The following is a 25439-nucleotide window of genomic DNA, read 5'->3' as shown; positions in this document are numbered from 1 at the left end:
ATTAAAAAAGGGTTGCCAACTGGCAACCCTTTTTAGTTTAAAAGCTACTTTAACGCATTTACGCTTTACGCCATGTTGTTTTACCTGCTGAGTCTTCAAGCACGACACCGAGTGCATTAAGTGCATCACGTGCTTCATCTGCAGCGGCCCAATCTTTGTTTGCGCGCGCTTCATTACGTTTTACAATCAGCGCTTCGATAGTGGCCACTTCATCATCATCTTGCCCGCCTTGCAAAAACGATTCAGGTGCTTGCTGGGCAACACCAAGTACTTCACCTATGCTGCGTAGCACAAATGCTAATTGCCCTGCTTGCTGTGTATCGGTGTCTTTAACACGGTTTAGCTCTTTAGCCAGTTCAAATAAAACCGGTAACGCCTCTGGTGTATTAAAATCATCATTCATGGCTTTTCTAAATTTAGCCACGTACTCATTGTTTTCAATATCGCACGTTATTGGCTCAACACCACGAAGTGCTGTGTAAATACGTTCAAGCGATGAACGTGCTTGATCTAAATTCTCTTGCGAGTAATTTAGCTGGCTACGGTAATGCCCAGAGATTAAAAAGTAACGAACTGATTCAGCGTCATATGTTTTTAGTACCTCACGCACAGTAAAAAAGTTGTCTAATGATTTAGACATTTTTTCTTTATTTACTTGTACCATGCCTGTATGGATCCACGTATTTACATACTTACCATTGTTTGCACAGCATGATTGCGCAATTTCGTTTTCGTGATGCGGAAACTGTAAATCAGAGCCGCCACCGTGAATATCAAAATGCTCGCCTAAATGCTTTGAGCTCATTGCTGAACATTCTATATGCCAACCCGGACGCCCTTCTCCCCACGGAGATGACCATGAAGGTTCGCCTGCTTTTGCTTTTTTCCACAATACAAAATCAAGTGGATCGTCTTTATCCTGTGCAACCTCTACGCGAGAGCCTGCTTGGAGCATACTTAAATCTTGCTGCGATAGTGCGCCGTACTGCTCAAACGTAGAAACATCAAAAAGCACGTCGCCGTCGTTTGCTACGTACGCATGGCCTTTTGCAATTAAGCGCTCAACCATTTCGATAATTTCATCCATATGGTTTGTAACCGTAGGTTCAATATCTGGGCGCAGCATGTTTAGGCTATCAAAGTCTTCGTGCATGGCTTGGGTCATACGCAAAGTTAGCTCATTAATTGACTCGCCATTTTCGTTTGCGCGTTTGATTATTTTGTCATCTACGTCGGTAATATTACGTACGTATTTTAAGTCGTAACCAAGGTGGCGAAGGTAGCGGACAATAACATCAAACCCGACAAATGTACGCGCATGACCGATATGACAAAAATCATAAATGGTGATACCACACACATACATGTCGATTTTGCCTTCGACCATAGGTTTAAACTGCTCTTTTTGTCGCGTGAGTGTGTTGTATATTTGTACCATTTACTTTTAGTCCTTGACTGTTTGCTGAGTTGGCTATGTTAACACTTGAAAAGCCCCCGCTCTAGCGCTTTTTATACCCAAACCACCTCAATGCGCGTGTTTAAGTTGGAATCAAAACCAATTTTGGCGAGGTCTTGATTGTGTGTAATAGAGGTTCTGTTGTTAAAATTAATAACACTGTAAAAATCAGTTTTAAACCACTCTGTTTATTGCTTAACAGGCTCTTGTTCTGTGCGTGGTTATATATTGAGAGAAAATACCACAACGGCAAAATACCGCCTCGATATTAACCCCCTGTAAAACGCACAAGTATATACCTTGGGCAGCATTGGTTATATTGAACAAGCACTTTGTTTATCTTAGTTAACTAAGATAAAATAGCGCGACTAATTAAACCAGATATAGGAAACCACATGGTTGTTCTACACACTAACTTTGGTGACATCACCATTAAAATGTTTGAGCAAGAAGCTCCAAACACAGTTAAAAACTTTTTAGAGTACGCAAACTCAGGTTTTTACAACGGCACTATTTTTCACCGCGTAATTGACGGCTTTATGGTGCAAGGCGGTGGATTTGTACCTGGTATGGAACAAAAAGACGTTAACGACCCAATTCAAAACGAAGCAAATAATGGCTTATCTAATAAAGTAGGTACATTAGCAATGGCGCGTACGCCTGATCCACATTCAGCAACAGCCCAATTTTTTATTAACGTTAACGACAACGACTTTTTAAACCACAGCAGCGAAACTTCGCAAGGCTGGGGTTACTGTGTATTTGCTGAAGTAGTTGAAGGCATGGACGTAGTAAATAAAATTAAAGGTGTAGCAACAGGCAGCGCTGGTTTTCACCAAGACGTACCGCTTGAAAATGTAATCATCGAAAACGTTACTGTAAGCTAAACGTTTACTCATATACTGAGTAATTAAGCGGGCATGGTACATTATGTATGCGCCCGCTTTTATTTAACCTAACTAGATGCCTCTATGACTTCTCAAACCTACTTTATTGCAGACTTACACCTAAGTGAAAACCGCCCAGATATTAGCGAGGCCTTTTATCGCTTTATAAATACGCACATTATTGGTAAGCCCGTAGATGCACTGTATATTTTAGGTGATTTTTTTGAAGTATGGGTTGGGGATGACTACGTAACAGAATTGGCTAGTGAGGTAGCAAAGCATTTAAAAGCCGTTAAAGATGGCGGTACACCAGTGTACTTTATACACGGTAATCGCGATTTTATTATGCGTGAGCAATACGCTAAACGCGCAGGTATGGTATTGCTAAACGAGCAAACGGTTATAGATTTATATGGCACTCCCACTGTTATTTTGCACGGTGATGAAATGTGTACCCAAGATATTGAGTATCAAAAGTTTCGTAAAAAAAGTCGCGGTTGGTGGTGGCCTAAATTAATGTTAGCAATGCCACTATGGTACAGAAAAAAAATTGCTCGCAATGCCAGAGAAAAAAGCAAATTAAGCCAAGCCGACAAACCCATAGAAATTTTAGACGTAGTAGATGACGCCGTACTAGCGATGTTTGCCAAGTATAATGTAAGCAACATGATACACGGCCACACCCACCGCCCTAACGTACACACTTACTCTGTAGGTAAGCAAACACTAACACGCACTGTGCTTGGTGATTGGTATACTCAAGGCTCATATTTAGTGGTTACTCCGCAAGGTCAAAAACTCATTAATACGCCCTTCGCATAATCTCAAATCCTGACTATTATTTAAGTACTTTTTGGTAATAGGATAAGGATATATGTATAAAGCTATTTATTGTTTGGTGCTTTGTTGCATTTTTTCCAAAGGGTATGCCTCAGAAAATTGGCAGCTCGTCGCCGAAAACTCCCCACCCTATATTGGTGAGCGCTTAATTGATAACGGCTGGGTTACTGCCTTAACTAAAGCGGCCTTAGCTAATCAAAATATTAATAACGACATCGAGTTTACCAGCTGGAACAGGGCGCTGGAGCTTACCAAAATAAATAAAAAAGATGCAATTTTAGGCGCTTTTTATACAAAGTCGCGTACTGATCTTTTTTATTATTCTCGCCCACTTGCTAACGTATACGTTGGACTATTTAAGCTCAAAGACAGACAAATAAACTATGACGGCAGTATGGACTCTTTACAGCCATACAGTATTTGTAAAGGCGTTGGCTACGCAGTAAGTGAAGTTTTTTCTGAAAGTAATGGCCTGGCCGTAACCTCAACTCGCGGGTTAATTAACAGTTTATATATGCTTCAAAAAGGACGAATAGACTTAGTAGCAGGCACTAAAGAAGTGGGTGAATACTGGTTAAAAAACACCGAAAAACTTAATGAACCCGGCGCGCCACAAGTTGAATATATTTCGCCCGATTTAGAGCATCATCAACTGCATGTTATGTTTCCAAAGTCTGACCCTGATGCAAAACAAAAAAGAGACGCGCTTGAACAAGGCTTTTCTACTATTTTATACAATGGCACCGCAAAAGAGCTATTAGTAAAACATGGCTTTTCTCAAAGCACGGCGCTTGAGCTCATAGACTTTATAGAAAGAAGTAGCACACCTAACTAACCGGTGTGCTTGAAGAGCTAAATAACACTGCTTTAATTAGTAACTAGTGCAGGAGCGCCACTGTGAAATTTAAAGTCTTCATCAGGGCTAGTGATCAAATCAGCCTCAATTTTACCAAAAAAGTCGACTCGCTCAGTAATATCAAAATCAGCAATTTCTTGTGCCAGTGTTAAGTAATCTTGATAATGGCGCGCCTCAGAGCGAAGCAATGAAATATAAAAATCGCCTAAGCGTTTATCAACATGTGGAGCAAGTGCAGCAAAACGCTCACATGAGCGAGCCTCAATATAAGCACCTACAATTAGTTTATCGACTAATGCATTAGGCTCAAACGTTTTAACGTTACGTAGCATCCCTTTAGCGTAACGACACGGTGTAATACTGCGGTACTCTACTCCATACTCGTCCATTATTTCGAGCACTTGATAAAAGTGATGTAATTCTTCTTTTATTAGCATCACCATTTTATCTATTAAATCTTGCCCGTAAGGTGAGTTAGACTTTGGGATAATAGATTTTGTAAGTTTATTTTTAGCTGCTAAATCACGCCAATTACCTTCGCGTTTATAAATAAGTGTTTCAAAGGGCTTTAGCCATTCAAGTAATGCATCGCTGCTGTCTTTATCTACCGCGTACTTACGAATTAAAAACATTGCACTTTGCGCTGCTTTTAACTCACAAATTAAGTGATCGATTAAGATAATCGATAAATTTTCTTTTTTTACTGCCTCAATAACCCATTCATTTGGAGTTTCGCACAATAAAAAATTATTAATAGGGGCTAAAAGTTCGCTATGTGGCACAGGGCTGCTCGTTACTTCAAATAATAAAAAGCCATTTTAACACGAAAAATAACGAAGAATAAAACGAGCTAAAACAACCTCTTTAAAATGTTAATAAGCAGTTAACTTGACTTTGTATATGAACTACACCATAAATATAGGTACTGTATAAAAAACAAACTAACTAAAACTAAATTATAACCAACAGTAATACGTTCCTTTTATGGAGTACCGCTATGATACTGAACCACCTGTGGGGCATTTATGCTCATCCACTCGAAGAATGGCAAACAATAGATAACCGCCACGAAAGCCTGACTTATAGCCTGTCGCATATTTTACTTATTGCATTATTTCCATCGATTATGGGGTATTACTCATCGGTGTATTTAGGCTGGAGTATTGGTGCGGGCAACCCAGTATTTTTAACACATGAAAGCGCACTGCTAATTGCCGTGGCTATGTATGGTGCGTTAATAGCCGGTGTGTTTGCACTGGCCTATTTAGCCCATTGGATGGCCGTTACATTTGGTGCTAAACCTACCTTTACACAAACGCTTGAACTTGCCGCTTATACTGCTACACCCGTGTTTATGTCGGCCTTAGCCGCTTTTTTACCTGAGCTGTGGTTTGTTGTTTGCGTAGGTATGATTGCCCTAGCCTACTCGGTGTACTTGCTTTATACAGGCGTGCCAATACTAATGCATATTCCACAAGAGCGCGGCTTTATTTATGCCAGCTCTGTTGTTACCTGCGGGCTAATTTTATTGGTAATAATTTTAGCTGTAACCGCAATACTTTGGACTAACGGCATTGTGAGTCCAATGTTTACCTAATCAACCACGTTGTTTGATATGAAGTGTTCCCTTTCTTTCCTTCGCAAAAAAGGAGCTAATTAGCTCCTTTTTTTATGTCTGACTATATTTAATCACACATTAATCAGCTTCGTTGGCATCTTGATTGTGTATTTCAAGGCCTGATGACATGGCGTTTTCGCGGTTACTTTTAGCCGAGTCGTTACGTAATTGATCGATATGGTTTAAGTAATCTTGATCGATATCGCCAGTAATGTATTGCCCATCAAATACAGAGGTTTCAAACTTAGTAATTTCTGGGTTTTCTTGGCTTACAGCGGCAATTAAATCGTTTAACGATTGAAAAATTAAGCCATCAGCACTGATGCTTTGGTTAATGTCTTCAACTTCACGGCCATGCGCAATAAGCTCTGCGGCAGATGGCATATCAATACCATACACATTAGGAAAACGAATTTCTGGTGCTGCTGAGGCAAAATACACATTTTTTGCTCCGGCTTCACGGGCCATTTCTACAATTTGTGCCGAGGTTGTACCGCGTACAATTGAATCATCAACCAGTAAAACGTTTTTACCTTTAAACTCACGGTCAATCGCATTTAGCTTTTGACGCACTGACTTTTTACGCATTTCTTGGCCAGGCATGATAAATGTACGACCAATATAACGGTTTTTAACAAAGCCTTGGCGGTAAGGTAAATCAAGCATGCGGGCAATTTCTAACGCCACATCGCATGAGGTTTCAGGAATTGGGATAACAACGTCAATGTCTTTATCGCTCCACTCACGCGCAATTTTTTCACCCAGTTTAGTACCCATATTTACACGCGTTGCGTAAACCGACATACGATCGATGGTTGAATCTGGGCGAGCAAAATAAACAAACTCAAAAATACACGGCGCATAAGAGGCTTTTTCAGCACAACTTTGTGAATGAAATTGGCCATCTTCAGTTACGTAAATCGCTTCACCTGGCGCAACGTCACGCACAAATTCAAAGCCGTCTGGCTTTAATGCTACGCTTTCTGAGGCAAACATGTACTCAGTGCCTTTAGGGGTTTCACGCTTACCAAATACCAAAGGACGGATACCATTTGGGTCACGAAATGCTAAAACACCGTGGCCAATAATCATCGCAATAGCGGCGTAGCCACCGGTTACTTTGTTGTTTACTTCGGTTACTGCAGTGAAGATGTCTTCAGCGTCTAAATGTAATTTGTCAGACTTACTTAGCTCATGTGCCATGATATTAAGTAGTATTTCTGAGTCAGACGTTGTATTAACGTGACGACGCGCTTCTGAGAACAGTTGCTGCTTTAGAGTTTCAGCATTGGTTAAATTACCATTGTGCGCAAGTGCAATACCAAATGGTGAATTAACGTAAAACGGCTGCGCTTCAGATGAACTTGAGGAGCCAGCAGTAGGGTAACGTACGTGGCCAATACCAATTGTGCCTTGTAGTCGTTTCATATGGCGGGTGTGAAACACATCCTTTACTAGGCCATTTGCTTTGCGCAAGCTAAACGTATTGTTTTCAATGGTAATGATGCCCGCGGCATCTTGACCTCGGTGCTGCAAAACAGTTAAGCCATCATAAATCGCCTGATTAACAGGAGATGTTCCGACTATCCCAACGATACCACACATGTAATTTATCCTCGCCGATTAACGGTTTACTGAATTTAAAAAGCTCGAGTTGTTTTCTAGGTACGAAAAGAACCATTCAACAACAAAGCCAAATTCTGGAATCAAAATAGAATTGCCCCACCAGTGCGTGTTTGGTGCACCAGTAAAAGCATCAAGAAAGAAGAGTAACGCGCTCACGACCAACACGCCTCGTAACGCACCAAAAACAATGCCGAAGACACGATCGGTGCCAGATAAACCAGTACGTTGTACAAGCTCACCTAAAATGTAGTTTAGTAAACCGCCTAACAGTAGCGTCGCAAAGAAGAGTATGGCAATGGCCGCCGCATTTCTTAAAAGGGGTTCAGAAATACTTGTTAGGAAGGAAGCTAAATATTGGTAAAACAAACTAGAGATGATAAATGCGCAAGCCCATACTGCTAATGACATAGCTTCTTTAACAAAGCCGCGTATTAAACCGATGATGGTAGACAGTGCAATGATGCCAAGAATGGCGTAATCAACCCAGATCATATTAACCAATTAGTCGCTATTTTGGGGCGCATTCTATACCCAAACCTCGTTAATATGCAAGTTAAAGCGGGAGATAACCAGCAACTAGCACGTACAAAAACTTATCACTTTAACGGCTATTTTTAGCCCTTAAAAACAAAAAAAGCTTTCTATAGTAAGGCCTTTTAAAATCAATTAGAGACGCTGTATTGAGTGACTTTGCCGTTTAACTTAGTAAGCGCTTTTAGCTCGGGTAACTTTTTGGTCAGCTCCCCCCTATCAAGCGAGGGACCAACAAACACTTTAGTCAATGTGCCATTTGGCGTTTTAATTGGTTTTGTAAACGTTTTAAAGCCTTTCGCTTTAAGCTTAGCTTGTAAGGCCTTAACATTGGCGGCATGGGAAAAACTACCTAGCTGGATTACATAGGCCATATCAGTGAGGTTTTCTTCACTTTTACGTGGTGCAATAGGTTTTGCTTTTACCGGCTCTGGCGCTTTCGCTACAGGCTCTGGCGCAGTTTGAGGCTCTATGCTTGCTTCGACTATTTCAGGCTCTGCTGCGTATTCGCTCTGTTTGCTTGTTAGCACATCGTCATCGGCAGCTATGTCTTCAATTTGCTCTTGTTTTAAAGGCTCAGCCTGCGCTACTTTTTCATCTATAGACTCTTGAAGGTCAATAGTTTTAAACTCAGAGCGTTCAGGGATAGCTTTAAAGCCCTCTTTGTAGTGGACCTTTTCGCCATCGAGTATATTAGGAATAAACACAATTGCTGCGATCACCACAATACTGGTTCCGACTAAACGATTTATAAAACCTGAGTTCACCGACTTTCTCTCTATTTTTTAAAGTAGTTTATAGCATCTGCAACAGTAAAAAATGACCCAAACACAATTAAAAGCGTATCACTTTGCTGTGTAGGCATAATTACATTAAGTGCATCGTGCACACTATTATAGCGTTCATGCGTGCCTGTATGAGGTATAGTTTGCAACGCCGCGGCCATATTTTCAACGTTATCGCCACGAGGTATGTGCAAGCTAGTAAGAGACCAGTGATCAATTACATGGCTTACCTCTTTAAGTACACCCGCTTTATCTTTATCAGCAAGCATAGCGACTAATGCATGAATTTTAAAGCCTTTATCTTTATAGCTTGCAAGCTTTAGTGCTAAATAACGAGCAGATTCGGGATTGTGAGCTACATCGGTAAACACTAAAGGTGCAGTGCTTAACTGCTCAAAGCGTCCCTCAACAACTAAGTTAGCTAAACAATGCTTAATTACCTCATCACTTGGCAATAAATTTAGCACAGCTAAGGTTGTTAAGGCCGTTGCTGCATTTTGTGCAGGGATCGCTGGCTTATCTAACAGCAAATTATAATTTTTATATTGCCATGTAAAATGCGCTTCGTGCTCTTTGAATATAAAATCAGTACCGGATATAACCATGCCTGCTTTAATATCGGCACCGTAATCGGTCATTGTATGTGGTATGTTTAAATCACCAATAATAGCCGGCGTGTTTTGACGAAATATACCTGCTTTATCATAAGCAACTAACTCTCGTGTATCGCCTAGGTATTCTTTATGATCTAAATCTATGGTGGTGATCACGCTTGCATAAGGTGTAACAATATTGGTGGCATCAAAGCGCCCGCCCAAACCAACCTCAAGCAGCACATAATCAACCTCAAAGCGTTTAAAAATAGCCAGCGCACCTAGGGTGCCATATTCGAAATACGTAAGCGCCGTATTAGCGCGACCTTGCTCTAGCGTGTTAAAGGCATCCACATGGTATTGATCATCAAGCTCTTGGCCATTTATGCGCACACGCTCGTTGTATCTAATTAAATGAGGAGAGGCATACGTACCTACGCTGTAACCTTGCGCAAGTAATAGCGATTCTAAACAGCGTGCAGTTGTGCCTTTGCCGTTTGTGCCGCCAATAAGAATAATTTTGCTGGAAGTGTTTAATAAGCCAATGTTATTTGCAACAGTAGCAACGCGTTCGAGTCCCATTTCAATATTTGCAGGGTGAACACTCTCTAAATAACAAAGCCAATCATCAAGGCTTGATGATTGGCTAGGAATTGTATTTGTCATAGCGTGTAATCAGTAAAGCTGAAATTTACGCTACTCTATGCTCTTGTTCGGTAGAAGGCAAGTTCATAAATTTAGCAAGTACGCGTGCTAATGTGTCGCGCATTTCACGACGGTCAATAATCATATCAATTGCACCGTGCTCTAATAAGAACTCACTGCGTTGAAAACCTTCTGGCAAGGTTTCACGTACTGTTTGCTCAATTACGCGCGGGCCCGCAAAGCCAATTAAGGCTTTTGGCTCAGCTACGTTAATATCACCTAACATCGCTAATGATGCAGATACGCCACCCATGGTTGGGTCGGTCATTACTGATATAAACGGCAGGCCTTTTTCGCTCATTTTAGCAAGCGCAGCGCTGGTTTTAGCCATTTGCATAAGCGACATAAGTGCTTCTTGCATACGTGCACCACCTGAGGCAGAAAAACACACTAATGGCATATTGTGCTCTAAACATTGGTCTACGGCATCAACAAAACGTGCGCCTACAACCGAAGCCATTGAACCACCCATAAATGAGAATTCAAAAGCAACCGCGGCAACAGGAATACCTTTTAAGCGGCCCTTCATTGCTACTAACGCGTCTTTTTCGCCACTTGATTTTTGGGCTGCGCTAATACGGTCTGAGTATTTTTTAGAGTCTTTAAACTTTAATACATCTTTAGGCTCGTGCTCAGTGCCAAGCTCCGTGCGGTCACCTTCATCTAAAAAGTGCTCTAAACGTTTACGCCCGCTCACACGCATGTGATGGTCGCATTTAGGACATACGTTTAATGATTTTTCTAGTTCAGCTTTATATAAAATTGAATCGCAAGCTGTACATTTAGCCCAAACGCCTTCTGGAATTTCTTTACGACCTGACGACTTAGTCGTTTTAGGTAAGATTTTTTCTAACCAACTCATTTGCAACTCTCTTAATGCTGTTCTGTGTCGCGAGTCTGCTAATAAGTAGCAGACAGATTTTTTCAATTAAAACATGAATTACACAAACACGGTATAAAAAACTGGTCTTAGTAGTTAGATAAACGCTTATAAATTCAACACTAACATTCCGAGTCAGGTAAAAATAATGGCCCTAGTGGGGTTTTAGGAATATTAAAGTGCTCTGGGTAATCTACATCTACTAAATAAAGACCCGCGGCTTTTGCCGTGGCACTGGCTTTAGCACGCTCTTTTAAATCTAATAGCTCTTTTAACCATACAGGTTGGTGCTTGTGTAGACCTATATCCATTAAACAGCCGGTAATATTACGCACCATATGGTGTAAAAAAGCGTTCGCTTTAATATCAATAATAACGTAATCGCCCTGGCGTTGTACCGATAAATGATGAATAGTTCTGTTTGCTGTATTAGCTTGGCAATGCAGCGCTCTAAAAGAGGTAAAGTCGTGCTCGCCAATTAAGTACTGACACGCCTCTTGCATTTTTGTTTCATCAAGTGGGTGATGAAAGTGCGTAACGCCTTCATTCATAACTGCGCCTCTATAAGCGTAATTATAAATAACATAACGATAACGACGCGCTGTTGCGCTAAAGCGTGCATGAAAGTCTTCACTAACAGGTTGTGCAAAACGAATCGCTATATCTTTAGGGAGTAACGTGTTCATTCCCATAGTAAATGCAACCATCTCACGGGGAGCATGGGTTTCAAAGTGTACAACTTGACCAGTCCCATGTACACCTGCATCTGTGCGGCCCGCACACACTATTTCAACCGGATGATTACAAATGCTCGACAACGCTTTTTCTACTTCTTGTTGTACACTATTTACATGAGACTGACGTTGCCACCCACTGTAACGTGCGCCGTTGTATTCAACTCCAAGTGCTACTCGCATAATTACTGCTTTACCTACTGTGCTAATGAACGGGGCATTTTATGCTATCTCGCGATGCAATAAAAGTAACCTCGTCTATTTATAGTTATTCGCAAAATTAAGTAATTTATTTTACCCCAATAAAACACAGCGATAAGTTAGTGAGCTTTTAACGTCTTGGGTTTAATTAACGTCTAAAACTAATTAAGTGCTTTTATAGGTTAGAGTTATTCGTACCTATAAAAAAACCGCATTAACAAAGCTAATGCGGTTTTTATAATCATGAATGCTCTAGTTAAGTTTAGCTTTTAAACTTTGCGCTTCTTCTTGTACATCTTCAGGGCCACTTTCAATAACATCTTCAATCACTTTAAGGGCTGAGTCAAAGTCGTCAATTTCAATGTATGCTCTTGCCAAATCAAGCTTGGCAGAATAACCACCGCTTTCTAAGTCAACATCTGTTGGGTTATCGCCTGCAAGTAACGAATCAAAGTCACTTAACCCTACGTCCATATTAACCTCGTCATAGGGTTCGTGCTCAAGTACTGAGTCATCGCTTTGTTCAAGTAGCGCGTCAATATCAACAAAGTCATCGGTTGTAGCCTGCGGTTCATTTTGCGAAGGCTCTTCTTGCACCGCTTTCGCTTCAACTTCAGTGTCTAAGTCTTCGTTTAATAGGCTATCAAAGTCGACATCAAATTCGCTGCTATCTTCTAAATTTAACTCATCCGGTTCACCTAACTCACTAAGCAACGCATCAAAATCGGTTTGCGTTAAGTCAGCCATAAACTCATCGTCTAGCTGCTCGTCGGGTATAACGTCTTCATTAGTTTGATCATCAGCAGCCTGTGTTAGCTCGGCTTCTAATTGCGAATTTGTTATTTCATCTTCAACGTCTTCTGAAAGTGCTTGTTCTAAAATTGCATCGTCAAAATCAGGCTGTTCCTGCGCACTATCCGTTGTTTTCGCCTCACCTAGAGGTTCATCTTGAGGTAAAGGCGCATCAAGCTCATCGTCAATCAGCGGCTCGTCATCTAGGTCGGCTTCTAACGCATCAATACCAGTGTTACCAGCAAGTGCATTTGCTAAGTCTTGCTCAGCTTGGCTTGGCGCCATACCGCTTGCTTGTCCATCAAGTTCATCACCTTGTAACTCTTGCGGACTATATGATTGCTGAACATCTAAATCAATTTCGTCATCGTTATCAAGCTCTAACTCAGGGTACTCGTCAAGTTCTTCACTTGGAGTTACTTGCTCATCTAATAAAGCATTGAGCTCGTCGTCTAGCTCATCAACGCTTTGCAATAAATCATCATCGAAAACCCCTTCGTCTTCATCCGTATTTTCAGATAAATCTAGCTGGCTTTCATCATCAGTTAATTCATCTAGAGATGACGACACTTGAGCGTGGTTATCATCTGCACCTATATCATCGGTAAGCTTCGGCTCAAGCTCTGGCTCTGAAAAATCGTTATCAATGAGTAACTCATCATCAAAGTCGTCTTCTAAGCTATCTAATTCACTGCCTGAAAGTGCGTTTGCTAAGTCTTGTTCAGCTTGGCTTGGCTGCATGCCTGTTGCATCACCATCAAGCTCATCTCCCAATAACTCATCAGGAAGATATTGCTGTTGCTCTGTTACATCTAACGTCTCGGGCTTATCATCTGAAAAGTCTATATCATCACTAAGCGTATCATTTACAGCATCATTTTCAGGTTGAGTATCTAAAAGCGGACTCGCTGGTGTTTCTTGTGAATCAAGCGGATCGTCACCTAAATCAACCTCTACCTCTTCAATGTCATCATCAAGATCATCTAACGCCCAATCAGGGTTTTCAACATAGTCTTCGTCTGTAGCCTGCTGTAGCTCGTTGAGTAATTCATCAACACTTTTTAGGGTATCGTCGGTGTACTCTTCCTGTGCATCCTCTGGGTCGAGTAACGTTTCTGAACTATCTGTAAAGTCAGTGTTTTCAAGCAAGTCAGCATCAAGCTCTGGTTCTTCTACAAGCTCTGGTTCTTCTACAAGCTCTGGTTCTTCTACAAGCTCTGGCTCTTCTACAAGCTCTGGCTCATCTGCAAGCTCTGGCTCTTCTTCAAGCTCAGGCTCATCTTCAAGCTCTGGCTCATCTGCAAGCTCTGGTTTTTCTTCGAGTTCAGGCTCTTCTTCGAGTTCAGGCTCTTCTTCGAGCTCTGGTTCTTCTTCAAGTTCAGGTTCTTCTACAAGTTCAGGTTCTTCTACAAGCTCTGGCTCTTCTTCAAGCTCAGGCTCCTCTTCAAGCTCAGGCTCCTCTTCAAGCTCAGGCTCATCTACAAGCTCAGGCTCTTCTTCGAGCTCTGTCTCATCTACAAGCTCAGGCTCATCTACAAGTTCAGGCTCATCTACAAGTTCTGGCTCTTCTACAAGCTCTGGCTCTTCTAAAAGCTCAGGTTCTTCTACAAGCTCTGGTTCCTCGAGAAGCTCTGGCTCATCAATAAGTGAAGACGCTAATGTTTCAATATCATCTTCGTCAAAATCTTCCTGTGCATCAGCTAGATCTTCGACTGAATCAGCTAATGCGCTATCAATATCTCGCTCTGTATCATTATCTGTTGCTACTTGAGCGGCAGATGAATCTTCAGCTTCATCAATTAAGCTGTCTATGTCGTCTAAATCAAAGTCATCGCTCTCTTCAACTAGCGCATCAGCAGGAGCTTCTTCGGTTGTATCGCCGGCTTCATCAATTAAGCTGTCTATGTCGTCTAAATCAAAGTCATCGCTTTCTTCAACCAGCGCAGCATCAGCAGGAGTTTCTTCGGTTGTATCGCCTGCTTCATCAATTAAGCTGTCTATGTCGTCTAAATCAAAGTCATCGCTTTCTTCAACTAGCGCATCAGCAGGGGTTTCTTCAGTTGTATCGACCGCTTCATCAATTAGGCTGTCTATATCGTCTAAATCAAAGTCATCGTTTTCTTCAACCAGCGCTTCCGTAGGTGTTTCATCAGGTGTATCGCCTGCTTCATCAATTAGGCTGTCTATGTCGTCTAAATCAAAGTCATCGCTTTCTTCAACTAGCGCATCAGCAGGGGCTTCATCAGGTGTATCGCCCGCTTCATCAATTAAGCTGTCTATGTCGTCTAAATCAAAGTCATCGTTTTCTTTAACCAGCGCAGCATCAGCAGGGGTTTCTTCGGTTGTATCGCCGGCTTCATCAATTAGGCTATCTATGTCGTCTAAATCAAAGTCATCGTTTTCTTCAACTAGCGCAGCATCAGCAGGTGTTTCATCAGGTGTATCGCCTGCTTCATCAATTAAACTGTCTATGTCGTCTAAATCAAAGTCATCGTCTTTTGGTGATTCTGTATCAGCTTGTTGATCTAATAATTCATCAATATCAAAGTCATCATCCTCTTCTTGGGCAAGCTCTTCGCTTAAGGCGGCCAACTCATCATTGCTTTCTAAGCTGCTATCTGCGGTAGGTTGCTCAACCTCAGGCAAGTCAATTTCAGGCAGGCTATCGTCCTCATCAAATAAATCGTCTAGGTCGTCACTGCTTAAAATATCGTCCGAATCTTTTGTATCATCTAAATCAAGGTCAATTGATTCATCTTGTTTTTCATCTACAGGTTCATCAAAGCCCTGCTGCATGAAAACGTCTAACTCGTCCCCTTCACTGCCTTCGTCATCAAAAACAATATCATCACTTAATAGGCTTTCTAATTCGTCTTGATCGAGCAAGTTTTCTGAATCAGAAAATTCATCGTCTAACGCATCATCGAGAGAATCATCAAATGCAATATCATCCTCTGGCAAAATATCGTTGCTATGATTGTCATCTAGTTGAATATCTAAATCATCAAGAGGGTCAGGAATGATTGGATCGTCTAACGCATCATTACTTTGCGGCTCGTCTTCGGTAAAGCTGGGCGTTTGTGGCAGAAAATCATCGTCATCTTGAGTTTCTTCGTCTTTGTTGGCACGCTTTCGTAAAAACATCACCACAGCAAAAATAATTAATAACGCAGGAATGGTCATTAATAAAATAAGTACAAGTGGGTTAGACATTAAAGCGCCTAGGTCAAAAGATTCTGCTTTTGGTACTTCTTGCACTTTTTGCTGAGCTATTATTTCGTTTTGTTTTTCTATTAGCTCTTTTAGCTGCTTTTGAATTTCGCTGTCTTGACCTAGCTGTTCTTTTACATTGGCGAGCTCTTTTGAAATACCCGACAATTGTTTTTTGAGATTATTATTCTCAGCTAATATTTCTTCTACATTATTAACCGAGCTTTTAAATTGCTGCTGCAGCTCTACAAGCTTATTACCTTGCTGCGTTTTTATTTCATTTAATTCTTTTTGGATTTCTTTTTTAGCGTCGTCAACATCGGCTTTACGAGCTTGTGTTACTTTAGTTTGCGCGGCGTTAATTTCACTGGTGGTTAGTGTGCCATTTTTCTTTTTTTCCCACAGCGCGTCATCTTGCTCTGAGCGTTGTTTAGCAAGCTGTGGATTTACGCGTCTAATTTCCGCTAAAGTGGGTATTTTTAAATATGCACCACTTTGCATGTGGTTTAGGTTTTGTTCTAAAAAAGAATTAGGGTTTTTGTTATACAAGGCCTGCATAACTTGGTAGATACTAACTGAGTTATCTGGGCGTACTTTGGCAGCAATACGCCATAGTGTATCGGTTGGCTTTATAGGCCCTATTGATCGCCCTTGCGCACCATAGTCAGCGCCTTTTGGCCCCTTTAATTGGGTGCTGTCTTGAGAGTAAATTGGAGTTACTACCAATGCAGACGCTAATATAATAAGTGAAGCTAAACCGCGCATGCTGATCCTTTAATGTGTAAATGTTAAATGCTTTGCTATTTATTTAGCTGCTCAACATTAATTATTCTTGCCGTAACCAGCCAAATAGCTGATCTACATTTGTTATTACAATCTATTTTTATTGCAAGCTCTATTCCAGTTACAAACTATAAACCAGTTGCGGCCTAATATCCATTGCAACGCTTTGAAAATAAATACCTTAAAACTTTATTCTTAATACTATTTTATCGTGATAGATCAAGGCGTTTAGTTTAGTAGCAACGCTAAGCGGCAATAATTTGGCTCCCTTAAATACAAAAGCGGCAAACTATAAAAGTTTGCCGCTTAATTTACACACAATATTAGTGGGTATTTATAAGTAGTTAGCGATTAACTCTTCCGCTATTTGCACACTATTAGTGGCAGCCCCTTTACGGGTGTTATCACTTACAACCCACATATTTAAACCATGAGGGTGCGAAATATCGGCGCGTAAGCGGCCCACATAAACTGTATCATTACCACTAGCGTCTGAAACCGCGGTTGGGTAATCGCCCTCATCTTCAATAAGCTCGACTCCTGGGGCATCATTTAAAAGCTGTTTAACGTGCTCAAAGTCATACGGCATGCGTGTTTCAATGTTGATTGACTCAGAGTGGCCAAAAAATACAGGTACACGTACACAGGTTGGGTTAATAGCAATAGTGGTATCACCCAAGATTTTATGCGTTTCGTTTACCATTTTCATTTCTTCGCGCGTGTAGCCGTTATCTTCAAAGGTATCTATTTGAGGGATAACGTTAAATGCAATTTGCTTAGGAAAAATTTCGTTTTCCATTGGGCGAGCGTTCATTAAATTAGCTGTTTGCTTTGCTAATTCATCTACGGCTTCTTTACCTGCACCAGATACAGCTTGGTATGTAGATACATTAATGCGGTCAATACCATAAGCATCGTAAATTGGTTTAAGCGCTAGCATCATTTGAATAGTAGAGCAGTTAGGGTTTGCAATAATATTGCGGTTTCTAAAGTCTTCAAGGCTTGCTGCATTAACTTCTGGTACCACTAGAGGTACTTCAAAATCATTTCTAAAATGTGAGGTGTTATCAATTACAACACAGCCCGCATCGGCTGCAATTGGCGCGTATTTTTCTGATACACTGCCACCAGCTGAAAACAAACCTATGTGTGCTTGGCTAAAGTCAAAGCCTTCTACGTCTTGTACTTCAATGGTTTCACCACGAAACTTTATGTCTTCACCTGCGCTGCGGCTACTGGCTAGTAAAAAAAGTTGGTCTACCGGAAATTTACGATCTTCCAGGGTTTCAATAATTTGACGACCTACTAAGCCTGTAGCGCCAAGTACAGCAACGTTATATTTTTGCGACATATTTTATCCTCTTTAAGCAGTGTTAAAACAACACTACTAGTTAAATTAGTTTGCGGTGTTAAAGCCAAGCTGAGCGAGTGCATCTGTATGCTGTGCACTCCCTTTTACCGTTAAAGTGCTAAACTCACGCCTGACTGGGTAGTTTTTACGTAAACTATCAAACCCGTCTTTTGCTAAGTTACGCAGCAAAATGCCATCATCACGGCGTACGTCGTAAATTAAATGCACTAAACGCGCAATATCAGCCTCAGTAAAGCTGCTTTGTAAACTTAGGCTTGTAACAGCAGGTTGTGGTAAAAAATCAGCGAGAGATTTTTCTGCGGTTACGCCTTTTAATTTACACAATGCTTGGTACAGCATTTGTGTGCCGCGGGCTTTTCCTTCAAGGGTATGGCCGGCAATGTGCACGCTGGCATAGCGCACATGATCAAGCAATGGAATTAAAATATTAGGCTCGTTTTCCCAAACATCCAAAACCAAATCTAAGTCTGCCCCTTGCTCCATAACCGATAACAAAGCTTGATTATCAATTACTTCTCCACGGCTTGCATTTATAACTGCTAACCCAGGCTTTAACGCTTTAAGGCGTTTTTCATCAATTAAATGATGCGTTTTGTGCTCACCGGTTTTAATCAGCGGTACATGAAAGGTAACCGCATCTACGCGCTCAAGTAGTTCGTCAAGCTCAACATGCTCGGCTAATAAGCCCTGCTCATGTTTAATTGGGTCACATAATAAAACATCAACATTAAGTGCTTTTAGTTTTTGTGCTAAACAGCTGCCAATGTTACCCACCCCAACAATACCTATTGTTTGACCACCTAAAGGGGCTGCGTTTTCTTGGCTTAAGGCAAACAAGCTACTTATTACATACTCAGCCACCGCCACTGCATTGCAACCTGGGGCACTACTAAAGGCAATACCTTTATCGTTTAGTAACTGTGTATCTATATGATCAACACCAATAGTGGCGGTACCTACAAAGCTTAATTTATTAGCGTAGGCAAGCAAGTCACTGTTTACTTTAGTAACCGAACGCGTAAGTAATACATCAACATCAATTAACGCATCGGGTGTTAAGTTTCGTCCATCAAAGCGCGTTACCTCACCAAAGTCTGCAAAATACTGCTCAACTAAAGGCATGTTTTGATCGGCAAGAATCTTCATTGGGGAGTCCGTATGGCAAAATGAGGCGCTATTGTAACGAACAACCGAGCCATTACACAAACTAAAAAGCCGAGCAATGCTCGGCTTTTAATCACTATAAAGAGAAAACGAATTAACCTTTATATTTGCTCATAACTAATGTGGCGTTTGTACCACCAAAACCGAAGCTATTAGACATAACAGTATTAAGCTGTGCATCTCGGCGCTCAGTTACAATGTTAAGGCCTTGTGCTTGCTCATCTAGCTCATCTACGTTAATAGATGGCGCTACAAAGTCGTTTTCCATCATTAAAATTGAGAAAATAGCTTCGTGAACACCCGCAGCACCTAGTGCGTGACCCGTTAATGATTTAGTCGCACTAATAAGCGGCGAGTTACCACCAAATACTTCTTGAATGGCGCCTAGCTCTTTAACATCCCCTACTGGCGTAGATGTACCGTGCGTGTTTAAATAATCAATTGGTGTATCAACGCCTTGCATTGCTTGGCGCATACAGCGTACTGCGCCTTCACCTGAAGGTGCTACCATGTCGTAGCCATCAGATGTAGCACCGTAGCCTACAATTTCTGCGTAAATATGTGCGCCACGAGCAAGTGCATGCTCAAGCTCTTCTACTACAACAATACCGCCACCAGCAGAAATAACAAAACCATCGCGGTTTGCATCGTACGTACGAGATGCTTTTTCTGGTGTTTCATTATATTTGGTAGATAACGCGCCCATTGCGTCAAATTCCATTGCAAGAGTCCAGTGGAGCTCTTCACCACCACCGGCAAAAATAACATCTTGCTTGCCTAATTGAATTTGCTCAACAGCGTGGCCAATACAATGTGCAGATGTTGCACACGCAGAACTTATAGAATAGTTAACGCCTTTAATTTTAAATGGCGTTGCTAAACAAGCCGATGTCGTGCTTGCCATCGTACGCGGAACCATATAAGGACCTACACGCTTTACGCCTTTTTCGCGCAAAATATCGGCCGCTTCTACTTGCCACTTTGAAGAGCCACCACCAGAGCCAACTAATAAACCCGTGCGCTCATTAGATACTTGCTCATCAGATAAGCCAGCATCTTCAATTGCTTGCTTCATAGAAATATAAGAGTAAGCAGCAGCATCACCCATAAAGCGCATTGCTTTACGGTCTACGTGTTCTTTAACATCAATATCAATTTTTCCCGATACATTACTACGTAAGTTGTAATCGGCAAATTCTTGGTTAAAAGCAATACCGCTTTTGCCCGCTTTTAGTGACTCTAATACTTCTTGTTTGTTATTACCGATGCTTGATACAACACCGATACCCGTAATTACGGCTCTTCTCATGGGTAATTCCCTTAGCTTGATACTAAATTACTGTGTATTTTACGCTGTTTTTTGGTGTTAAGTGGTCAGCTTTCTAGCGTACACCTGTACTCTGAATTTAATAGCTTATAAATAACGCCAGACTATTTCAAAGAAAACCCGTAAAATAATTAAAAAATACTGTCTAAAAATTTAATAAGTCATGATAAAAAACGCCCAAATACACTTTAATGAAGTAGGCACACCGGTAGCCGATAACTTTGACGATGTTTATTTTTCTAATGACGACGGCCTTGCTGAATCGCATTACGTGTTTTATCAACAAAACAATATACAGGCGCGGTTACAAAATCATGACCAAACACATTTTGTTATTGCCGAAACCGGTTTTGGTACTGGTTTAAACTTTCTAAATGCATGGCAACACTTTAATGACCACCTTGCCAATCAACAAGTTCAAAATCAAGTAGACAAACGGGTTAAGCGATTGCATTTTATTTCGTTTGAAAAATACCCGCTTAATGCTGATGATCTAAAAAAAGCACTGCAAGCGTGGCCAACATTAAACAAGCTCAGTGATGAATTAATAACACACTACCCTATAAATTTAGGCGGCTGTCATCGCATAGAATTTAATAATGGCCAAGTTATTCTTGATTTGTATTTTGGCGACGTGCTTGATTCAATAAATGCAATGAGCTACCCGCAATCAGGGGTGGTCGATGCGTGGTTTTTAGATGGCTTTGCACCAAGTAAAAACCCTGACATGTGGCAACAAAGTGTGTTTAATGCCATGGTTGATATATCGCGCAAGCATGCAACACTTGCCACATTTACCGCTGCAGGCTTTGTACGCCGAGGCTTAATAGCTGCAGGCTTTAGCATGCAAAAAGCGAAAGGCTTTGGCCGTAAACGCGAAATGCTGATAGGCCAATTAGCACACGCTAATAGTGCACAGTCATCACCCCCATACTTTGAACAACCCCCTGCCAAGCTAGAGCATGTTGCTGTAATTGGCGGTGGGATTGCGAGTAGCTGTATTTTGCACAGTTTGGCTAAGCGTGGCATTAAAAGTAGCCTATTTTGCCAAGATGAAAAACCAGCTATGGGCGCTTCACATAACGTACAAGGCGCGGTTTACCCCCATCTGCAAGCTAAAAACTCACCTCATAGTGAATTATTTGCGCACAGTTTTTTATACGCTAAACGCAGTTACCAACAACTACTAAAAAACGGCTTTAATTTTGATTATAGCTGGTGCGGTGTACTGCAACATGCGGTAAAAAAGCCTCTTGCCGATAAACATCAAAACTTAGAACAAAAACAGTTATGGCCTCAAGCCTTAATGCGCAATGTAACTGTAGAGCAAGGAGATAAACTGGCGGGCGTAAAAACCGGCTACCCCGGCGTTTATTTTGAGCAAGGCGGTTGGGTAAACCCACCCCAGCTAGTTGAGGCAATGCTAAAAGCGGCCAATAGCCTTAACCCTATTAATAGCTATTTTAATTGCCATATACAGCAGCTTACTAAAACCGATGCAGGCTGGTATTTAACCCACAAGCATACCCAATATGGTCCTTTTAGTGATGTAATAATATGTGCAGGTGAGCATAGCGATGCGTTTGAACAAACAAACGCATTACCTATTGTAGGGGTACGTGGTCAAGTATCGCATATTCAAGCGAGTGAACAATCTAAGCAGCTTAAAACCGTGTTGTGCCATAAAGGTTATTTTACCCCCGCCTATTTAGGTAAACACTGTATGGGCGCTACATTTGAAAAAAACACAAAAAGTCGCGCCGTTACAGAAAAAGACAACCAGCTAAACCATGAGCAACTACTTAGCTTTTACCATCAAAGCGACTTTGCCACCACATTAGGTGACATTACCTGTGCTAAAGCAGCTGTGCGCTGCACGTTTATAGATCACTTACCAATGGCAGGGCAATGGTGTGAGCAAAGCGATTACAGCACCGCCTTTGCTAATTTACGCCTAGGTAAACGCTATCAATACTCACCTCTATGCAAGCCACAACAAGGCTTACATATTTTTACTGGGTTTGGAGCGCGTGCATTATGCAGTGCACCGTTATTAAGCGAGCACTTTATTAGCACGTTAAATAATGAACCACGCCCACTCAGCGAGCGTGTAAGCCAGGCCATTCACCCTGCGCGTTTTATAGTGCGTGATTTAATACGAAATAAAATTTAAATGACATCATTCATTTTTTGCGTAAAATAATAACCATAAAAGGAATTTATACCAATCCGCTTAATTAAGTGATCAATTTTGAGGCTGGAAAAACCTGTTGATGGCTAGGTAAAAAATTCGCTATTGAGTTGTTCTAAATGAGAATTTTTTAAAACAGGTAGCGACACAGTTAGCACCGCAAAATGATCAAGTATTATTGCGCACTGGTATTATATAACCAATGCGCACCATATGTATGAATGCGGATGGGTATCAATAAAAGGATCACAATGAAAGCTTTAACCTGTGCTGTAACATTACTCGCCGCTATATCGTTTAACACATTTAGCCAAGACGTAACCGCCATCCCCTTACCTGAAGAATTCATCACCACCATGGATGTAACTGGCGAATACCCACTGGTTAGAACAGGGTATTTAGCTGCTTCTATTGATGCTATTTCTAAATTTTATCAGCAGGCCCTTGGTGACCCCATTAACAGCAAAGGCGATAATAACTACCGCACCCTTTACTATAACTACCAAAACCATGCTGTTCGCATCAGTTTATACCATCATAATTATGTTACCGAAGTCAGCATAATGATTGAATAAACACAGTAAAAAGCGGCTAATTTTCATGCTCAGTTCAGACTCAATTTTTATTTACTTTTAAATAACCACTTTGTAGAGAAAAACAGCGTTTTACCCTTTAAAAACGAATGCCTACCCCAAGGTCTATTTGTACTAAATACCTTTACACTAAATTGAGAAGGAATTAATTATGAGTAAGACCCTAATTATTGGCGCTAGCGGACAAATTGGTAAAATGGCAACCAAGTTGCTTTTAAACAATGAGCAAAATGTATCTGCATTAGTGCGTGATAAAAGTAAGTTAGATGATTTAGATAGTCCATTTTTAACCATTGTGGAGCAAGATCTCGAAGGAGATTTTTCTGATGCGTTAAAAGATTGCGATCAAGTTATTTTTGCTGCTGGCTCTGGCGGAAGTACAGGCACAGATAAAACCGTGCTTATTGATTTATGGGCAGCCACCAAAGCAGCAACGTATGCTAAAGAGCATGGCGTAAAGCATTTTATTATGATTAGCTCTATTGGCGCTGACGATCCAGACTCAATTGAAAGCGACTTAAAACCTTACTTAGTTGCCAAACATATGGCCGATGAGCACCTTATCAACAGTGGCTTAAACTACACCATAGTGCGCCCAGGTGGGCTGACCGATGAAAGCGCCTCAATGAAAGTAACCACCGAGCGTCCAAACGATCGTTCTAAAGCTAAAATTAGCCGCGAAAACGTTGCCAATGCCCTATTACATATTGCTACTAACGCATTTAATGGCAACCGCGTTTTTGAACTATTTGACGGCGAAACGCCCATTAAAGCAGCTGTAAAATAAACACTCTGGTTGCCCTTTGTAAACCCCCTTGCAAAGGGCAACGTATTTAAATGCTAAATCGCACGCGCCCTCCCTTGCTTCACTATATTTATTAAATGTAAACAACACGTTTAAATCGCTTTATAAAAGCCTACACACCGCGTTCCTAATAAAACAACATGAAAAACAAGCACTTCCACTAAAATCACCACAAAACAATGCGTTAAAAACTCAACAGAGCAAATTTTGTTCAGGCTTTTTTACTAGTTTAATAAGGCTAAATACTAGAAACCCCTTATTTTATCTGGTAAATTAACAGCGTGTTAAAACAATAATAAAAATTCCTCAATGGAAGTTGCACGAATAAGGACATAGCGTGAGCGCCTCATTTAAAATTATTTTTAATGGTCAGTTACACCAAAATGCTGACATTAGTACCGTACAAGAGCAACTCTGTCAGTTTTTAAAAATTCCCCATAATGTCGCTGTAAAGTTATTTGATGGCCGAGCCTACGCACTCGTCAAAGACCTATCGAGTATTGATGCAGTTAAAACAGAATCTAAACTAAAAAGTTTTGGTTTAATCACCAAGGTAGAACCGCACGCAAGTGTAAGGGCGCCTCAAAATGCCGCGGGTACTAAACTGGTTGTTGCTCACAATGAGCCTGCTGTAAAAAACATAGCTAATACAATAACCAGCATTAAAAAATCCGGCGTAAATAGCCCAACCGCCTTGCCCAAATTAGCACTGCAAAGCGCATTATTTTTTTGTTATAGCTTATTATTCATCTGCCTTATTTGCTCAGCAGTAATAAGCTTTAACACACTTAAAATGAGTATGATAGACAGCTCATCAGCTTCGCCCTCAACAACATTAAATTACGTTCATTATAAGCAGTACTTAGCAAATCAAAAAAAGCACCCAGAAGTCACCTTGCCTAACACCCACAACACAGATGAGCTTAACCAAGGGGCGCAGCAAAAAATTGATAGCTATTTTGCTCGTTTTTCAACGCATATAAACAGTTACGCAAAAATTCTAAAGCAACCAAATATAAACAGCATGGGCGCAGAAAGGTTAAAGCAGCACCTACAAGAAATAGATGCGCTAGGCACTGAACATGTATTTTGGGAGCAATTAATTAACCTTGCTAAATCGCTTAATAACGACGCCCATGTAATGAGCAAGCTTGGTAATGATAACCCTGATAAAATTCAATGGATAAACGCCGTTGATTGGATAAGCCAAAGCTACATTAGGCAACAACAAAATAAGCCTGACGCTTTGCCCGTCACACCTACAAACACACAACTCGCCAAGTCACCGATATTAGATTTAACTCTACTAATTAGCTTAATGTCGTTTTTAACGCTTATTATTATTAGTATTAAAATGAAAGTAAGGACGATAAAAATGAAGCTAGCCACTACAAGCAAATAATAAATTAAAGCCATAAAAAAACCGCCAACTTGATTGCTCAAATTGGCGGTTTTTTATGGTTTTTAAGTAACGAACTTAAATACCTGTA

At 40.9% G+C, this 25439-nt stretch carries 20 protein-coding genes; 8 read left to right on the top strand and 12 right to left on the bottom strand.

What is annotated here, in order from left to right:
• Positions 1–58 precede the first annotated feature (58 nt).
• Complete coding sequence (gene cysS, locus MTF68_RS13215) at positions 59–1438, bottom strand: cysteine--tRNA ligase (RefSeq protein WP_029772558.1); 1380 nt, start codon at positions 1436–1438, stop codon at positions 59–61.
• Between the two features lie 413 nt (positions 1439–1851).
• Here cysS and MTF68_RS13210 point away from each other — a divergent pair, with 413 nt between their 5' ends.
• The 3 genes from MTF68_RS13210 to MTF68_RS13200 all read left to right on the top strand — a co-directional run bounded on the left by MTF68_RS13210 (position 1852) and on the right by MTF68_RS13200 (position 4018).
• Entirely contained in the window at positions 1852–2343 is a 492-nt protein-coding gene (locus MTF68_RS13210) for a peptidylprolyl isomerase (RefSeq protein ID WP_024032242.1), read from the top strand.
• An 84-nt stretch (positions 2344–2427) separates the two neighbouring features.
• Positions 2428–3165, top strand: a complete 738-nt coding sequence (locus MTF68_RS13205; RefSeq protein ID WP_004586890.1) for a UDP-2,3-diacylglucosamine diphosphatase — start codon at positions 2428–2430, stop codon at positions 3163–3165.
• A gap of 52 nt (positions 3166–3217) precedes the next feature.
• Entirely contained in the window at positions 3218–4018 is an 801-nt protein-coding gene (locus MTF68_RS13200; protein ID WP_004586889.1) for a transporter substrate-binding domain-containing protein, read from the top strand.
• 32 nt (positions 4019–4050) lie between these two features.
• Here the strand turns inward: MTF68_RS13200 and miaE are convergent, their stop codons facing one another.
• A complete protein-coding gene (miaE, locus tag MTF68_RS13195) occupies positions 4051–4821 on the bottom strand; it encodes a tRNA isopentenyl-2-thiomethyl-A-37 hydroxylase MiaE (protein WP_004586888.1) in 771 nt (256 codons plus the stop codon).
• A 215-nt stretch (positions 4822–5036) separates the two neighbouring features.
• Between miaE and MTF68_RS13190 the strand changes: the two genes are divergently transcribed.
• Positions 5037–5636 (top strand): Yip1 family protein, encoded by a 600-nt coding sequence (locus MTF68_RS13190; RefSeq protein WP_004586887.1) that lies wholly within the window; start codon positions 5037–5039, stop codon positions 5634–5636.
• A gap of 99 nt (positions 5637–5735) precedes the next feature.
• On the opposite strand, the gene purF is transcribed toward MTF68_RS13190, so the two are convergent.
• From purF to fabB, 10 genes are all read right to left on the bottom strand, one after another.
• Positions 5736–7262: an amidophosphoribosyltransferase gene (gene purF / locus MTF68_RS13185; RefSeq protein ID WP_004586886.1), complete on the bottom strand. Its 1527-nt coding sequence runs from the start codon at positions 7260–7262 to the stop codon at positions 5736–5738.
• A gap of 18 nt (positions 7263–7280) precedes the next feature.
• Positions 7281–7775, bottom strand: coding sequence for a CvpA family protein (locus MTF68_RS13180; protein ID WP_004586885.1), 495 nt, complete (start codon positions 7773–7775; stop codon positions 7281–7283).
• 170 nt (positions 7776–7945) lie between these two features.
• Positions 7946–8581: an SPOR domain-containing protein gene (locus MTF68_RS13175; protein WP_248462750.1), complete on the bottom strand. Its 636-nt coding sequence runs from the start codon at positions 8579–8581 to the stop codon at positions 7946–7948.
• Positions 8582–8592: 11 nt separating this feature from the next.
• Positions 8593–9858 carry a bifunctional tetrahydrofolate synthase/dihydrofolate synthase gene (gene folC, locus MTF68_RS13170; RefSeq protein WP_248462749.1) on the bottom strand — a complete coding sequence of 422 codons (1266 nt, stop codon included), beginning with the start codon at positions 9856–9858 and terminating at the stop codon, positions 8593–8595.
• Positions 9859–9883: 25 nt separating this feature from the next.
• Positions 9884–10759, bottom strand: coding sequence for an acetyl-CoA carboxylase, carboxyltransferase subunit beta (accD, locus tag MTF68_RS13165; RefSeq protein WP_024032247.1), 876 nt, complete (start codon positions 10757–10759; stop codon positions 9884–9886).
• A 140-nt stretch (positions 10760–10899) separates the two neighbouring features.
• Positions 10900–11694 carry a tRNA pseudouridine(38-40) synthase TruA gene (truA, locus tag MTF68_RS13160; protein ID WP_054983053.1) on the bottom strand — a complete coding sequence of 265 codons (795 nt, stop codon included), beginning with the start codon at positions 11692–11694 and terminating at the stop codon, positions 10900–10902.
• A gap of 270 nt (positions 11695–11964) precedes the next feature.
• Positions 11965–16479 carry a FimV/HubP family polar landmark protein gene (locus MTF68_RS13155; protein ID WP_248450618.1) on the bottom strand — a complete coding sequence of 1505 codons (4515 nt, stop codon included), beginning with the start codon at positions 16477–16479 and terminating at the stop codon, positions 11965–11967.
• 352 nt (positions 16480–16831) lie between these two features.
• A complete protein-coding gene (locus MTF68_RS13150) occupies positions 16832–17848 on the bottom strand; it encodes an aspartate-semialdehyde dehydrogenase (RefSeq protein ID WP_248450616.1) in 1017 nt (338 codons plus the stop codon).
• 45 nt (positions 17849–17893) lie between these two features.
• A complete protein-coding gene (locus tag MTF68_RS13145) occupies positions 17894–19015 on the bottom strand; it encodes a 4-phosphoerythronate dehydrogenase (protein WP_248450614.1) in 1122 nt (373 codons plus the stop codon).
• 112 nt (positions 19016–19127) lie between these two features.
• The gene (gene fabB, locus MTF68_RS13140; RefSeq protein WP_004588393.1) at positions 19128–20342 is read right to left on the bottom strand and encodes a beta-ketoacyl-ACP synthase I; all 1215 of its coding nucleotides are present in this window, start codon (positions 20340–20342) and stop codon (positions 19128–19130) included.
• 181 nt (positions 20343–20523) lie between these two features.
• Here fabB and mnmC point away from each other — a divergent pair, with 181 nt between their 5' ends.
• The 4 genes from mnmC to MTF68_RS13120 all read left to right on the top strand — a co-directional run bounded on the left by mnmC (position 20524) and on the right by MTF68_RS13120 (position 25351).
• On the top strand, positions 20524–22533 hold the full coding sequence (gene mnmC / locus MTF68_RS13135) for a bifunctional tRNA (5-methylaminomethyl-2-thiouridine)(34)-methyltransferase MnmD/FAD-dependent 5-carboxymethylaminomethyl-2-thiouridine(34) oxidoreductase MnmC (protein ID WP_248462748.1): 2010 nt from the start codon (positions 20524–20526) through the stop codon (positions 22531–22533).
• A gap of 269 nt (positions 22534–22802) precedes the next feature.
• Positions 22803–23126 (top strand): hypothetical protein, encoded by a 324-nt coding sequence (locus MTF68_RS13130; RefSeq protein WP_029772569.1) that lies wholly within the window; start codon positions 22803–22805, stop codon positions 23124–23126.
• Positions 23127–23295: 169 nt separating this feature from the next.
• Complete coding sequence (locus tag MTF68_RS13125; protein ID WP_055253132.1) at positions 23296–23931, top strand: NAD(P)-binding oxidoreductase; 636 nt, start codon at positions 23296–23298, stop codon at positions 23929–23931.
• A 355-nt stretch (positions 23932–24286) separates the two neighbouring features.
• Positions 24287–25351, top strand: a complete 1065-nt coding sequence (locus MTF68_RS13120; RefSeq protein WP_248462747.1) for a hypothetical protein — start codon at positions 24287–24289, stop codon at positions 25349–25351.
• The last annotated feature ends 88 nt before the right edge of the window (positions 25352–25439 follow it).

Source organism: Pseudoalteromonas sp. 2CM37A (assembly GCF_023161885.1).
Lineage (GTDB): Bacteria > Pseudomonadota > Gammaproteobacteria > Enterobacterales > Alteromonadaceae > Pseudoalteromonas > Pseudoalteromonas atlantica.
Note: the sequence above shows the minus strand (reverse complement) of the source record. Positions and strands in the feature narration are given on the sequence as shown.